The 14,888-nt window shown below is 58.0% G+C and carries 10 protein-coding genes; 5 read left to right on the top strand and 5 right to left on the bottom strand.

What is annotated here, in order from left to right:
- Positions 1–2: 2 nt before the first annotated feature.
- Positions 3–746: a rhomboid family intramembrane serine protease gene (locus ACXADZ_RS13825; RefSeq protein ID WP_171669511.1), complete on the bottom strand. Its 744-nt coding sequence runs from the start codon at positions 744–746 to the stop codon at positions 3–5.
- A 42-nt stretch (positions 747–788) separates the two neighbouring features.
- The gene (gene putA / locus ACXADZ_RS13820; RefSeq protein ID WP_475197156.1) at positions 789–4,187 is read right to left on the bottom strand and encodes a bifunctional proline dehydrogenase/L-glutamate gamma-semialdehyde dehydrogenase PutA; all 3,399 of its coding nucleotides are present in this window, start codon (positions 4,185–4,187) and stop codon (positions 789–791) included.
- 108 nt (positions 4,188–4,295) lie between these two features.
- Here putA and ACXADZ_RS13815 point away from each other — a divergent pair, with 108 nt between their 5' ends.
- Positions 4,296–4,778, top strand: a complete 483-nt coding sequence (locus tag ACXADZ_RS13815) for an Lrp/AsnC family transcriptional regulator (RefSeq protein WP_475197153.1) — start codon at positions 4,296–4,298, stop codon at positions 4,776–4,778.
- A 14-nt stretch (positions 4,779–4,792) separates the two neighbouring features.
- Here ACXADZ_RS13815 and ACXADZ_RS13810 read toward each other — a convergent pair whose 3' ends face one another.
- Positions 4,793–5,566: a FadR/GntR family transcriptional regulator gene (locus ACXADZ_RS13810; protein ID WP_171669513.1), complete on the bottom strand. Its 774-nt coding sequence runs from the start codon at positions 5,564–5,566 to the stop codon at positions 4,793–4,795.
- Positions 5,567–5,899: 333 nt separating this feature from the next.
- Here ACXADZ_RS13810 and ACXADZ_RS13805 point away from each other — a divergent pair, with 333 nt between their 5' ends.
- The 4 genes from ACXADZ_RS13805 (at position 5,900) to dld (ending at position 11,992) form a co-directional block, all read left to right on the top strand.
- A complete protein-coding gene (locus tag ACXADZ_RS13805) occupies positions 5,900–6,949 on the top strand; it encodes a TRAP transporter substrate-binding protein (RefSeq protein WP_171176032.1) in 1,050 nt (349 codons plus the stop codon).
- Positions 6,950–7,065: 116 nt separating this feature from the next.
- Positions 7,066–9,129, top strand: coding sequence for a TRAP transporter large permease subunit (locus ACXADZ_RS13800; protein WP_475197147.1), 2,064 nt, complete (start codon positions 7,066–7,068; stop codon positions 9,127–9,129).
- A gap of 12 nt (positions 9,130–9,141) precedes the next feature.
- Complete coding sequence (locus ACXADZ_RS13795; protein WP_171091562.1) at positions 9,142–10,293, top strand: alpha-hydroxy acid oxidase; 1,152 nt, start codon at positions 9,142–9,144, stop codon at positions 10,291–10,293.
- A 19-nt stretch (positions 10,294–10,312) separates the two neighbouring features.
- Positions 10,313–11,992, top strand: coding sequence for a D-lactate dehydrogenase (dld, locus tag ACXADZ_RS13790; protein ID WP_475197144.1), 1,680 nt, complete (start codon positions 10,313–10,315; stop codon positions 11,990–11,992).
- A 10-nt stretch (positions 11,993–12,002) separates the two neighbouring features.
- Here dld and ACXADZ_RS13785 read toward each other — a convergent pair whose 3' ends face one another.
- Entirely contained in the window at positions 12,003–13,703 is a 1,701-nt protein-coding gene (locus tag ACXADZ_RS13785) for a SulP family inorganic anion transporter (RefSeq protein ID WP_475197142.1), read from the bottom strand.
- Between the two features lie 322 nt (positions 13,704–14,025).
- Positions 14,026–14,685: a phosphoglycolate phosphatase gene (gene gph, locus ACXADZ_RS13780; protein WP_475197140.1), complete on the bottom strand. Its 660-nt coding sequence runs from the start codon at positions 14,683–14,685 to the stop codon at positions 14,026–14,028.
- Between the last annotated feature and the right edge of the window lie 203 nt (positions 14,686–14,888).

Raw genomic sequence — 14,888 nt, 5'->3', positions numbered from 1 at the left:
GGTTACTTGCGCGGAACACGTGGAATACGTGACTGCGAAAGCTTGTATTTCGCTTCTGGGTGGGGCGGGTGGCCATGGGTGCGGTCCCAAAACTGCACCCCTCCGCGCCGCAGCCAAAGCGGTATGCACAGGATCAGGCCCACAGCAAACCCTCCGGTATGGGCCCAATAGGCAATGCCGCCTTCGTCGGGGTTGCTGGTGACGCTGCCAAAGAACTGAATCGCCAGCCAGACCCCCAGCATGATGAAGGCCGGAATGGTGAAGACCCTGAAATAGACAATCAGGATCAGCAGGATATCCACCCGCGCTTTCGGGAACAGCAACAGATACCCACCCATCACACCTGCAATTGCGCCCGAGGCGCCGACGGTCGGCACCTGAGAGTCCGGCCCGGTGATGATGTGAATGAGGCCAGCGCCAATCCCGGCTGCCAGATAGAACAGCAAGAAGGGCAGGTGTCCCATCTCGTCTTCCAGGTTGTCACCGAAAATCCAAAGGAAAAGCATGTTTCCGGCCAGATGCATCCAGCCGCCATGCAGGAACATGGAAGTCACAAGGGTTTCCAACCCAAACCCATCGCTGACGCGCGCTGGGATGATGGCGTAGTCGAAGAACAGCCTGCTGATCCGCGGCCCGTCATCCATGATCCCCACATAGCTGAGGAAGATCAGGATGTTGGCCGCCAACAGAGCATAGACAACATACGGCGTGCGCCCCGAAGGGTTATGGTCACGGATCGGAAACATGGTGCGACGCTGGGCTTTTGCGCGCCCAGCGTCAAGGCAAGCTTATGCCGCACCTCCCAACAACGCAGCGTTTCCGCCCGCAGCTGTCGTGTCGACGCAGACATGACGTTCGCCCAGAACCCGCGCGCGGTCGGGCTTGCCAGGGATCAGAGGCAGAATCGGGCCGTCGCGGCGTGCCAGATGTTGTTCGATCTGCCGGGCGGTCTCGTCATCCCCCCACCACAGTACACCTGAGATGCCGGTCAGGTTTTCCAACCGATGCAGGTCAAGCATTCCGGTTGCTTGAATGGCGGTGCCACCCAGCGCCTGAACAGCCTTGGCCTGGGCGCGCGCTGCGGCCTCTCCGGGCCCCATACACAGCAATGGCTGGCGAGGGTATTCGCTTAGGCGGTTCGATTCTCCGGTCGGACCTGGCAAGGATTGGGTTTTGACTGGCGCTGGTTGCCCTTGAGGGGCTGGCAGGTCGGCCACGGTGCTCCACGTATCTGCGGTGCTTTGACGATCCGGCGCGCAGAAGCGGGCCATGTAGTTCGGCCCGCCCGCCTTGGGGCCGGTGCCCGACAGACCTTCGCCACCAAAGGGTTGCGAACCGACGATGGCGCCGATCTGGTTGCGGTTGACATAGATGTTGCCCGCATGGATCGCCTCGGTCACATGCTGGACCCGGTCGTCGATGCGCGTATGCAGGCCAAAGGTCAGCCCGTATCCAGTGGCGTTTATATCGGCGATGACCTTGTCGATGTCCTGCGCCTTGAACCGGGCCACGTGCAGTACGGGTCCAAAAATCTCGCGTTCCAGCGCGGTAATGCCAGAAACCTCGATCAGTGTTGGGGCAACAAAAGTGCCTTCGGGCGGCAGCGGAAGCTCTTTCAGAACCCGCCCTTCGCCACGGGCTTTGGCCACGTGATCAGCTATGCCTTGCCGGGCCCGTTCGTCGATGACCGGGCCGCAATCGGTTGAGATGAGCCAGGGATCTCCAATGCTCAGGGCGTCCATTGCGCCTTTGAGCATGGTCAGAACGTCGTCGGCGATGTCTTCCTGCAGATACAGACACCGCAGGGCCGAACAACGTTGGCCCGCCGACTGAAAGGCACTTTCGACGATCGATTGCACGGCTTGTTCGGGCAGGGCGGTGCTGTCGACGATCATGGCGTTCAGACCGCCGGTTTCCGCGATCAGCGGCGTGCCGGGGCGCATGTTCCCGGCCATCGCGGCCCTGATCTTGAGCGCTGTGGCCGTAGACCCGGTAAAGGCCACGCCCGAAACGCGTTCATCCGACGTTAGCGCGGCGCCTACAGCAGGTCCACCGGGCAGCAATTGCAACGCATCGCGCGGCACGCCTGTCTCGTGCATCAATTGAATGGCGCGATGCGCAACCAAAGGCGTCTGAGGCGCAGGTTTGGCCAACACAGCGTTTCCGGTGGCCAGCGCCGCTGCGATCTGACCTGAGAAAATGGCCAGAGGGAAGTTCCAGGGGCTGATGCAGGTAAAGATTCCGGCAGGCTTGGCCGCAGGAATGTTGGCTGCGTAATACCGCAGGAAGTCCACCGCCTCGCGCAGTTCCGCCACAGCGTCAGGCAGTGATTTCCCGGCTTCGCGAGCAAGAAGGGCGAAAAGCTCGCCATAGTTCGCTTCATAAAGATCGGCAGCGGCGTTCAGAACGCGCGAACGCTCAGCAGCCGGTGCGTCCCAGGGGTTGGCCGAGGCCAGGGCCAGCTCTGCATCCGCCGCGCTGGCTGGCGCAACGGACCCGGGCCGGTCCTGCGGACTGGCCGGGTTGGTAACAGGTTCTTCGGCCTCTGGCTTGGCCTTGTCAGCCAACAGAGGTTGAGCAAACCAATGATGCGCCCGGAACCCATCCCGCGCCGCCTCGATCCGATCCAGAGTGGGCGTGTGGTGCAGATCAAACCCTTTGGAGTTAGGGCGTTCTGGTTGAAACAGCTCGGGTCCTGTCGGCAGGGCGGGCGGCGGCGTCTGTACAGTGACAAACGGGTCTGCGGCGACTTCTTCCGGCGGCACGTTTTCATCGACAATCTGGTTGACGAACGACGAGTTCGCCCCGTTTTCCAGAAGACGTCGCACAAGATAGGCCAGTAGGTCGCGATGCGCCCCGACCGGCGCATAGATGCGGCACCGGGTGTTTTGCTTACCCATCACGATCTGATGCAGAGTCTCACCCATGCCATGCAGGCGCTGGAACTCATAAGGTTGATCGTCGGCCATATGCAGGATGGCGCTGACCGTATGGGCGTTGTGGGTCGCAAATTGCGGATAGATCCGGTCGGTCATGTTCAGCAGTTTGCGGGCATTGGCGATGTAGGAAACATCGGTTGCCGCCTTGTGGGTGAAGACCGGAAACCCATCCACCCCTTCGACCTGCGCACGTTTGATTTCTGTGTCCCAATAGGCGCCTTTGACCAGACGCACCATCAGCTTACGGTCGTGGCGTTCGGCAATGTCATATAACGTATCGAGAACCAGACCGGCGCGTGGCCCGTAGGCCTGCACCACGATACCGAACCCGTGCCACCCGGCGAGGGCTGGATCAGACATGACTGCCTCTATGACTTGCAGTGATAGCGAAAGGCGGTCTGCCTCTTCGGCATCGACGTTCAGACCCATGCCAGCGGCTTTGGCCAGCAATGCCAGAGCCCGCAGGCGCGGGACCAACTCGTCCATGACCGTCTGTTCTTGCGCAAGCTCGTAGCGAGGATGCAGGGCGGACAGCTTGACCGAGATGCCGGGATTGGCGCGGATGTCGTCATGGATGCAGGCCTCGGCAATGGCCGAAATGGCGCGCGAGTATGACAGGTGATAGCGCGCGGCGTCCGCCTCGGTGCGTGCGGCTTCGCCCAGCATGTCGTAGGAATAGGTATAGCCGTTATCCTCCATCCCCCGCGCACGTTTCATGGCGGACTGAATGGTTTCACCCAAAACGAATTGCCGCCCCATTTCTTTCATCGCACGCGCCACGGCGGTACGGATCACGGGCTCGCCCAAGCGCTTGATTGCACCGCGCAGCGCACCGACCGGAGAGGCCTGGCCTTCGTCCAGCACCTTGCCGGTCAGCATCAGCGCCCAGGTCGACGCGTTCACCAGCGATGATGAGGATTGCCCCAGATGTTTGCCCCAATCGGATGGCGCGATCTTGTCTTCGATCAACGCATCGATCGTATCGGCATCGGGTACGCGCAGCAGTGCTTCGGCCAGACACATTAGGGCGATGCCTTCGTCGGTGGACAGGCCATATTCGGCCAAAAATACCTCCATCAAGCCGGGTGAGGTGCTGGACCGGATGTCGCGAACCAGCTGCGCGGCAGCAGCACAGATGGCGTTGCGATCTGTGTTCGTCAGGTTGGCCTGAGTGATCAGGGTATCAAGAACAGCCGACTGATCGGCATAGGTTGGGGTGTCAATGAGTGTACGCAGGCTGTGTGACATGGGTCCTCCGGTCTTTGTGATAATATATGTCGGAAGAAACGGGACAATGGACCGAGTTTTGCGTAAAAAGAGGCGAGTGTTCCGAATTTACGGCGAAAGACAGTGCAAATGAACTTCCCTGATCTGGACCGCTTCGACCGGTCGATTCTGAAAATATTGGCTGAGGATGGCCGTGTTTCGGTTGCTGATCTTGCGCGCGAGATCGGTTTGTCGAAATCACCGACGCAAGCGCGGCTAAAGCGGCTCGAGGCGAGTGGCGTGATAAAAGGGTATCGGGCAATGCTTGACCCGATCAGATTGGGCCTGGATCACGTGGCTTTTGTCGAGGTGCGTATGACAGACACGCGAGAAAATGCACTGGCCGAGTTCAATGCCGCCGTTCGCCGGATCGCAGAAGTCGAGCAGGCCCATATGATTGCGTCAAACTTCGACTATCTTTTGAAGGTTCGAACCGGATCCATGTCAGAATACCGCGCGGTGCTGGCAGAAAAGATCTCGTCTCTGCCACATGTGGCGAGCACATCCACCTTTGTGGCGATGGAGGCGGTTAAGGAAACCGGCATGTTGGGCGCATTGGACGTGACGGGCTGACCGCCCACAAATCATCAGCGCGACAATATCCGACGCTTTTCAGCCATGGCTTCGCGGCGTTGCTGTTCGATTCCCAGTTTGAAGGAATCTTCAACGAAATCGATATGTGCAAACGCAGCCTGTTCCGCACGCTCTTCATCGCTGTCGATCACGGCCTGACCCAATTCAAGATGCTGTTCCAGCAATTTCTTGCCAGACCCGTCAATCGACTTCAAAAAGCTGCGGTTGTAGAAGACGCCTTGCTTGGTCAATTCATAGATGGACGCCATCATATGGATAAGAGTTGCATTCTGGCTGGCATCAACAATGGCTGAATGCAGCGCGAAATCTGCTTCGCGCGAGGCCAAGGCATCATTTTCTTCCCAGGCGCGTTGGTTTTCGGCCAGAATCTCGGCAATTCGTTCCTTGTCCGCCTTGGTCGCGCGTCGGGCGGCCAGGCGGGCGGCAAACCCTTCTTGCTCGCGACGGTATTCAAGATAGTCAAAAAACGCGGGCTCGTGCCGTTCGTAAAGTGAGAGCAACGCCGGTAGCATCGCCTGCCCTGTCAGGGCGGCTACAAATGTACCTTCTCCGTGCTGAGTGGTCACCAAGCCGCGCTCTTCCAGCGCGGCCAGCGCTTCGCGCAGTTTCGGGCGCGACACGCGCAGCATCTCTGCCAGATCACGCTCGGAAGGCAGCTTGCGCCCCTGTTTAAGAATACCCGATGCGATCAGATCTTCGATTTGTGAGACAACAGCGTCTGCCAGCGATTCGTGTCCGACCGGTTCAAAAATCGCCTTGGTGCTCATGGTTTTGCCTCATATGAAATGCGAAGATCATATTACTGGTAAATAAATATAACCATATCGCGGTAATTTTCAAGAAAACACGGTTCGCTGAATTCCTAGGCATAATTGCCAGAATTGATTGGGAAAATTGCAAGATTTTAAAATCTGAACCAAAAACGCAACACGCTGACGAACCGCGCGGTCACGCTGCGAGTGAAAGCAGCTTCATATCCATTGGTAAACAAAATTGTTGACTGGATCGTAATGGTAAAGTTAGTTTACCACCGGAGCGGCGCTGGAAGAGCCTGCGCCAATGATCGGGCCGAAACCCCGACCAACCCTGGAGGAGATCTCATGAAGAAGACCCTGACGAGCTTGGCCGTGGCGGCCAGCATTATGGCCGCACCTGCGGTTGCCGCAGACAAACTGCTGTTGAAAACGCCGATTGCGTTCTCGACCGAATTGCCGGGCCTGGGCTCGCCGATCCCGCGTGTTGCAGAACAGCTTGACGTGATGTCGGGCGGCACGCTGAAGATGAAAGTGTACGAGCCGGGCAAGCTGGTTCCGCCGTTCGAGATTTTGGACGCGGTATCCACTGGCAAGATCAACTCGGGCTACACCACAGCTGGATATTGGGCCGGTAAAATCCCGGCTGCGCCGCTGTTTTCGGCTGTGCCTTTCGGCCCCGAAGCGGGTGAATACATGGCGTGGCTCTATTACGGCAACGGCATGACCCTGTATCAGGAAATGTATGATCAGGCCGGTTACAACGTAAAAGTTCTGCCTTGCGCGATCATCGCACCCGAAACCTCGGGTTGGTTCGCGACCGAGATCAACTCGCCCGAAGACCTGAACGGTCTGAAGATGCGTTTCTTTGGTCTGGGCGGCAAAGTCATGCAGAAGCTGGGTGTTGCAACGTCGCTGTTGCCAGGTGGTGAGATCTTCCCCGCGCTGGAAAAAGGCGCGATTGACGCGACTGAATTCTCGATGCCCGCCATTGATGCGCGCCTGGGCTTCCATAAACTGGTCAAGTTCAACTATTTCCCCGGCTGGCACCAGCAGGCGACTGTGTTTGAGCTGCTGATCAACAAAGACGTCTGGAATGAAACCAGCGACCAGCATAAGGCGATCATCGAAAGCGCCTGCAAAGCGTCGATGGCAGACAGCTTTGCCGAAGGTGAAGCGATCCAGCATGCCGCACTGATCGACAACGTTGAAAACAACGGTGTCACCATCAAGCAGTGGTCGCCCGAGATGCTGGATACATTCCGCGCAACGTGGGACGAGGTTGCTGCTGAAGAAGCCGCAAACGATGCTTTCTTTGCCCAAGTCCTGGCGGACATGAACGAATTCCGCGACGGCTATAACCTCTGGAAGACTAACGCGTTCCTCCCACGTCAGTAAACTCTCCCTAACTGACGTAACCGGGGCGGCGGAGTCCGCCGCTCCGAACTCTCCCAAAAACGGAATTTCTAACCCTTCACCGTCCCGCGCGCCGGGGTGCTGAGCGAGGAATGACCATGGCCAACGAAAAATATACAAATGATCCGGTCGAAGCCTATGAAGGCATCCTGGAACATCCAGATACCGACCGTCAGAAGATCGCCGTCGCCATCGACACCAGCGTCAAAGCGGTAGGACATGTGGTCATGTGGGCGAATATCCTGCTGATGGCCGCGATCTTTAGCCAGGTTTCGCTGCGCTACCTGTTCAGCCAGAACTATCCCAAGCTGGATGAGATCCAGTGGCATTTCTACGGCGTCGTCACGATGATCGGCATCTCATATGCCTTGATCACCGACAGCCATGTCCGCGTTGACGTCCTGCATATGCAGTTGTCCCGCCGGGCGCAGCGGATCATCGAAGTGATCGGCATCCTGACTCTGTTGACCCCTTTCATCTATTTGATGGTCGACCAGGGGTATGACTATTTCTACGAAAGCTTCCGCGTGAATGAACGCTCGGACAGCCCAACTGGCCTGCCTGCGCGCTGGGCGTTCAAGGCTGTCATTCCGATCAGTTTCATCCTGCTCGCACTGGCTGCACTCGCACGGCTGATCCACGACGGGCACGCGCTGCTCTATGGACCGGCCTCGGAACGGGAAGGCGCGCCGCTGCGCCGTATCCTGCTGGTTCTGGTCGTGTTCGCCGCTGTTTGCGTGGGCTTGACCTTCCTTGTCGAAACGACCGAGGAAAAGCTGGTCATCGCGATGTTCCTGACCTTCATTGCGCTGCTGTTCACTGGCTACCCGGTGGCGTGGGTGCTGGCCGGTGTCGGTGTGGCCTATTGCGGTCTGGCTTACCTGTTCGACAACGATCTGATGCTGTGGACGGGTCTTGAGAGCACCTTTACCGGGCTTGATTATCTGACCCTTGGTGCTGTGGTGAACCGCGTTTATGCCACCATGTCCAACGCGGTTCTGGTCGCCTTGCCGATGTTCATCTTCATGGGCCTGATGCTGGACGAATCCGGTGTGGCCGAGCGTCTGATGTCCTCGATGCAGCGCCTGTTCGGCACCGTGCGCGGAGGTCTGGCGATTACCGTGACCCTGATTGGGATCATTCTGGCAGCCTCTACAGGCATTATCGGAGCCTCGGTGGTCCTGTTGGGCGTGCTGTCGTTGCCGTCGATGATGCAGCAGAAGTATCAACCGACATTGGCTGCTGGCGTTGTTTCAGCGTCCGGTACGCTGGGTATCCTGATCCCGCCCTCGATCATGCTGGTGATCATGGCCGACCAGATGGCCTTGTCTGTCGGCGATCTGTTCATGGCAGCCGTTTTCCCCGGTGTCATCATCGGCGGGCTGTACCTGACCTACATCTTCCTACTAGCCTTGATCAAACGTGACGCAGCCCCTGTGCCCGAGGGCGCAAAAGCCCCCGACTGGGCCGCTGTCAAGGACGTTCTGATCGCCGTCATCCCGACGCTGATGCTGATCCTCGCCGTGCTAGGTTCGATCTTTGCGGGTCTGACCACACCGACCGAAGCCTCGGGCATCGGTGCGCTGGGCGCCACGCTGCTGGCGCTGGGCTATCGCAAGCTGACCTTTGCCAAACTGTGGAACGTGCTGGTGTCGACTTTCAACACCACTGCGTACATCTTCGCGATCTTCCTTGGCGCGACCGTATTCTCCTACGTCCTGCGTGAATTGGGCGGGGACGAGTTGATCGAACATGTGGTGCAGTCCACCGGTTTCGGAGCCAACGGTACGATCCTGTTCATCCTGTTCATCGTGTTCTTGCTGGGCTTCGTTCTGGACTGGATCGAGATCACGCTGATCGTGTTGCCTCTGATGCGCCCCATCGTGAACGGGTTGGGCATCGACATCCCCGGCTTCGGCGTATTGGATGAACCGGCGTTGGTGTGGTTCGTGATCCTGGTCGCGGTAACGCTGCAAACCAGCTTCCTGACCCCGCCGGTTGGCTTCGCCCTGTTCTACCTGAAAGGCGTCTGCCCGCCGGAGATCAAGCTGACCCACATCTACAAAGGCATCATCCCCTTTGTGCTTTTGCAGCTGACCGGTCTGGCGTTAGTCTTCCTCTGGCCGACGCTCGCCACCTGGTTGCCCTCGGTCGCTTACTAAGGAGCCTGCCCGATGCGTCTGAGCCAATGTCATAACTTCCACGACTTCCGGCGGCTGGCCAAGCAGCGGCTGCCGGGCCCCATCTTCAACTACATCGACGGTGGCGCGGATGATGAGGTGACGTATCGGGAAAACACCAATGCGTTTGACCGGTGTGATCTGTTGCCGTCGGTCCTGCGCGGAGTGTCAGACGTGGATATGTCGGTCACGGTGATGGGGCAAAAGCTGGACATGCCCGTCTATTGCTCGCCCACTGCCTTGCAGCGCCTGTTCCACCATCAGGGCGAACGCGCCGTCGCGGCGGCGGCTGAAAAATACGGGACGATGTTTGGTGTTTCGTCGCTGGGGACCGTGTCGCTGGAGGAGCTTCGGAAAAAGCATAAGAACCCGCAGGTCTATCAGTTCTATTTCCACAAGGATCGGGGCCTGAACGCCGCCATGATGCAGCGCGCGAAAGAGGCGGGTGTCGAGGTCATGATGCTGACCGTCGACAGCATCACCGGCGGCAATCGTGAGCGTGACTTGCGCACAGGGTTCTCGATCCCGTTCCGGCTGACGCTGGGCGGAATGATCCAGTTTGCGATCAAGCCGATGTGGGGGATCAATTACGTTACGCACGAAAAGTTCCGTCTGCCTCAGCTTGAAGAGCATGTGGATATGGGTGGCGGCGCCAGCTCGATCGGCGGCTACTTTACCGACATGCTCGACCCGTCGATGAACTGGGATGACGTGGCACAGATGGTGCGCGACTGGGACGGTCAGTTCTGCCTTAAGGGCATCATGACCGTCGAAGATGCTAAGCGCGCGGCCGAGATAGGATGCACCGGCATCATCCTGTCTAACCACGGTGGTCGCCAGTTGGACGGCTCACGCACGCCCTTTGATCAACTGGCCGAGATCGTCGATGCCGTCGGCGACAAGCTGGATGTGATGATGGACAGCGGCATTCAACGTGGCACCCATGTGCTGAAGGCGCTGTCGATTGGGGCCAAGGCCGTGGGTGTTGGTCGTCACTACCTGTACCCGTTGGCTGCCGCAGGGCAGGCGGGGGTTGAGCGCGCCCTTGGCCTGATGCGGGCCGAGATTGAACGCGACATGAAACTGATGGGTGTCACCAGCGTCGACCAGTTGAGCCGCGAGAATATCCGTTTCCGCAACGCCTGAACCCAAATTGGGGGCCGAGATGACCAATGACGAGTTGATCAAGCACTTCCGTTCTATCGTCGGATCACGCCACGTCTTGACTGGCGAGCGCGCGACCGAACGGTTCCGGCGTGGCTTCCGCTCGGGCGAGGGGGAGGCGCTGTGTGTCGTTCAGCCCGGTAATTTATTGGAACAGTGGAAAATCCTGCAAGCCTGCGTTGCCTCGGACAAGATTGTTATCATGCAAGCGGCCAATACCGGCTTGACCGAAGGGTCGACTCCATCAGGCAGCTATGACCGCGATGTCGTTCTGATCAATACCCGCCGGATGGACACGCTGGTCCCGTTGAACAATGGCGAGCAAATCGTCAGCTTTCCCGGTGCCACCCTTTTCGCGTTGGAAAAACTGCTGGCTCCACTGGGGCGCGAGCCGCATTCAGTGATCGGATCCTCGTGCATCGGTGCATCGATTGTGGGTGGGGTCTGCAATAACTCGGGCGGGTCTTTGGTCGAGCGTGGGCCCGTTTACACCGAACTGTCCGTGTACGCCCGGATATCCGAGCAAGGCGAGCTGGAACTGGTCAACCATCTGGGCATTGATCTGGGCGACACGCCCGAGGAAATCCTGGCAAGCCTCGACGCTGGCAAGTTCGACCGCAACCCCGGTGCCACAAACAAGCGCGCTTCAGCCAGCGATTATGCGCAGATCGTGCGGGATGTGGACGCGGAAACGCCTGCGCGGTTCAATGCAGACAAGGCTAAACTGTTCGAATCCGCTGGCTCTGCCGGTAAACTGGCGGTCTTTGCCGTACGTCTTGATACCTTCAAGAAAAATGACGCGGAAAAAGTGTTCTATATCGGAACAAACAACCCCGATGATCTGGCCGCTTTGCGCCGTCATATCCTGTCCAGGTTCAAATCTCTGCCCGTCTCGGCCGAATATATGCAGCGTGAGGTGTTCGACATCACTGCCAAATACGGCAAGGACACGGTTGTGATGATCGACAAACTGGGCACCGACCGCTTACCGTTTTTCTTTGCAATGAAAGGCGCGGTCGATGCACGTCTTCGGCGCATCCCGTTGCTGGGTAATTTCACCGACCGGTTCATGCAAATGGCCGTGGCGCTATGGCCGCGTGTTCTGCCCAAGCGGATGGTCGAGTTCCGCGACAAGTATGAACATCACCTGATCCTGAAGATGAAAGATGACGGTATCGCAGAGGCTGCCGCGTGGTTGCCGGGTTTCTTGGAAGACCGCGACGCCGGTTTTTTTGAATGTGACGCCCGCGAGGCTAAGATTGCAGGTTTGCACCGTTTCGCCGCAGCCGGAGCCGCCGTGCGTTACATGGCTCTGCATAACTCGGACGTAGAAGACATTATCGCATTGGACGTCGCGCTGCGCCGCAACGATCAGGATTGGCTCGAAAAACTCCCGCCCGAGATCGAGAACCAGCTGGTGCACAAGCTCTACTATGGCCACTTCATGTGCCACGTCATGCATCAGGATTACGTTGTCAAAAAGGGCGCGGACCCCAAGGCGCTGAAGGCGGCGATGCTCAAACTGTTCGACGAACGCGGTGCGGAATACCCAGCCGAGCACAATGTGGGCCATTTGTATCCGGCCAAGCCTGATCTGGCGGCGCATTACAAGTGCTGCGACCCAACCAACTCGTTCAATCCCGGCATTGGAAAGATGTCGAAGGCGAAACACTATCACTAAGTGAACATCGTTACGCCTTTTGACGCTTGTGAAAGGCTTCGAGAAGGCTGGTGCCACTGTCGAAAAACGCGGCCTCACCTACAATGTCGGTCACGCCATAGCGATCCAACTCGGCCTTTACGTCCGGCTCAACCAGCGTGAATACCAGTTGGATGTTGTTTTCCTTCAGGACCCCGGCCATGTTGCGCAAGGCGTATCCAGCGGTGAAGTCGACCTCATCTATGGCTGACGCGTCAAGGCAGAACCATTCAGGTTTGGCGTCCGGGCCTTGCGCAATGGCGGTGACTTCATCGGTAAATCGCTGCGTGTTTGCGTAATACATGCCGTGCGAAAACCGATAGATCACGAGGCCGGGCTCGAACTGGTTAGGTGGGGCCAGATCTTTTGAATGCCAGCCACCGGACTGGGTTTTGACAATCACAGCGTTCTTTGGGCGATACCCTCTGCGGGTGTGATCGACCAGCGACAGGACCATGGCAAAGATGATGCCTTGTTCCACGCCGACCACGACAACCACAGCTGCCGTCGCAGTGGCCACCCAGAACTCGGATCGGGCTTGTTTGTAAATCGTTGTCAGACCACGCAGATCGATCAGTTTCAACCCGATCAGGAAGACGATAGCGGATAAGGCGGCATTCGGCAGATAGGCAAGCGGTTTGGTCAGAAACAGGATCACAAGCAGGACTATGGCAACCGTGGTCAGTTGCGCCACCTGACTGCGGCCACCCGCGCTGGCGACCATTTCGGTTTTGGTGGGGCTGCCGTTGACCACAAATGTGCCGGTGAATGCCGCTCCGAAATTGGCAAGCCCAAGCCCGATCAGGTCTGTGTTCTCGCTGAACCTCTCGTCATATCGGGCCGCGTACGCGCGCGAGGTCGCAGCGCTTTGGGCCAGAATGACAACGAAGATGGACAGTGCAGTGGGCAGGAGTTGTTTGAACAGGGTCCAACTCCAATCCACCTCGGGGATCGAGATCGATGGCAAGCCGCCGGGCACTGTTCCCAGCAGGGCAATTCCCACCGTTTCGAAGGAAAAGGCCCAACTGCATAAGATCACCCCCACGATCGCGATCAAAGGTCCTGGTACTTTTCGCGACAACATTGTGCAGGCAAGCACAATACCAAGAACGGCCGCCGATACACAAACGGTTGGCCAACTGACCTGAGCCAAATTGTTGAAAACATCGGTCAGTCGCGCAAGCGTGCCGTGCCCCGTGGCCTCGATCCCCAATAGACCGGGTATTTCACCCGTGGCGACCTGAATGCCTACGCCGGTCAGGAAACCAACAAGAACGGTACGAGACAGGAAATCGGCCAGGAATCCCAGTCCGATGATCCGTGCGCCAATCAAAAACACGGCTGCCATCAATGCGAGGAGCGATGCCAAAGCCAGATACTCGGACGAGCCTGTAACCGCCATCCCCGCAAGGGCCGACGCGGTAATGGCTGCCGTTGCCGAATCGGCCCCGACCACCAGGTGCCGTGATGAGCCGAATAGGGCGAACAGGGCCATGGGAATCAGGATCGTATAAAGCCCGGTGACGACCGGTGTACCCGCAATTTTGGTGTACCCCATCACTTCGGGTATCGCGAGGCAGGCGAATGTAAGCCCCGCTAGCATCTCGGCAGGAAGGCGCGATCGGTCTATGGGCAAGACACCTTGCAGCACGGGCAAAGCCGACAGGTTGCTATTTCTGCCCGGTTTTTCCATGGGTTACCTTTCGCCCGATTTGTCCTTCATTTCCACCTTTCATACCACCAGAGCGCCGGGTCGGGATGAATGCAAGGGAAGAGGGGTAAATCGAGATGACTTTGCAGCCGTTTTCGACAGGTTTTCAGGGAATTTTACACAACTACGGGAAACCCCCAATTTCGCGCGCCGCCTATCAAGGGTAAACATGACCTACCGTACTTACCACACAAACACACGGTAATTACTTTCCCCGATGAGGGGCTGGTCACACCCCCTCGGCCGGCCCCTCTTAACTTTTTGGAGACGTGAAGACGCGCCGGGCTTGGAAAACCGATTGCGCTCAGGCCGTGGCCAGTGTTGTCACATGAGCGGGCAGGTCGGCGGCAGCCTCATAAGCAATATCATGCGGAATGTCCTGTACGGGGGATTTTCGATATCCTTCCGTGAACAGAAGAAACGGGACTTTTGCCCTGACAGCGGTTTCAGCGTCAACCTCGCTGTCTCCGACAAAAATACGTGGACCTGAGCCGTTAAGGGCGTCGAAGCTTGCAAACAGATGTTGGGGGTCTGGTTTCCGTGTCTGCAGACTGTCGCCACCAAGCACGACGTCGAAGAACTGCGACAGGTTCAATGCCTCCAGCACATGCCGCGCCGGGGCTTCGGGCTTGTTGGTGCACACGCCCAGAACGCAGCCCATCTGTTGCAAACGTTCCAACGCGGCGGGAACACCGGGATAGGGAACGGTCGTTTCGCTGGCAGCGGCGTTGTAGAGCTTGAGGGTCAATTGCGCCAATTCCGCGTGACGATCCATCGACAGATCGCAGTGGCGGATCACGCGTTCGACCAGTTTGGGCAGACCATTTCCAACGAATCCCTTGATGATCTCGAAGGACAGGGGATCCTGCCCGGTGTCATCCAGCATTCGGTTTGTCGCCGAAGCCAAATCACCCAGACTGTCCACCAGCGTTCCATCCAGATCAAATACAACAGTTGCGGTCATGTTTTTCCTGCCTTTTCCCCTCTGCCCACAGAGGTAACCCGCCCTTTTTCTGGGCGCAATCACTTGTGGTGAAACGACACTTGACAATCCTTACTAAAATAATCAGATTAACCGCAGGAACAGAAAGCCAGCCCATTCGAGGTCAGCCAGATCACATGAAACGCAACTGAATTGGCACTAAGCCGAAACGCTCTGGAGATGTC

The organism is Ruegeria sp. ABM4_193 (genome assembly GCF_056158705.1).
Note: the sequence above shows the minus strand (reverse complement) of the source record. Positions and strands in the feature narration are given on the sequence as shown.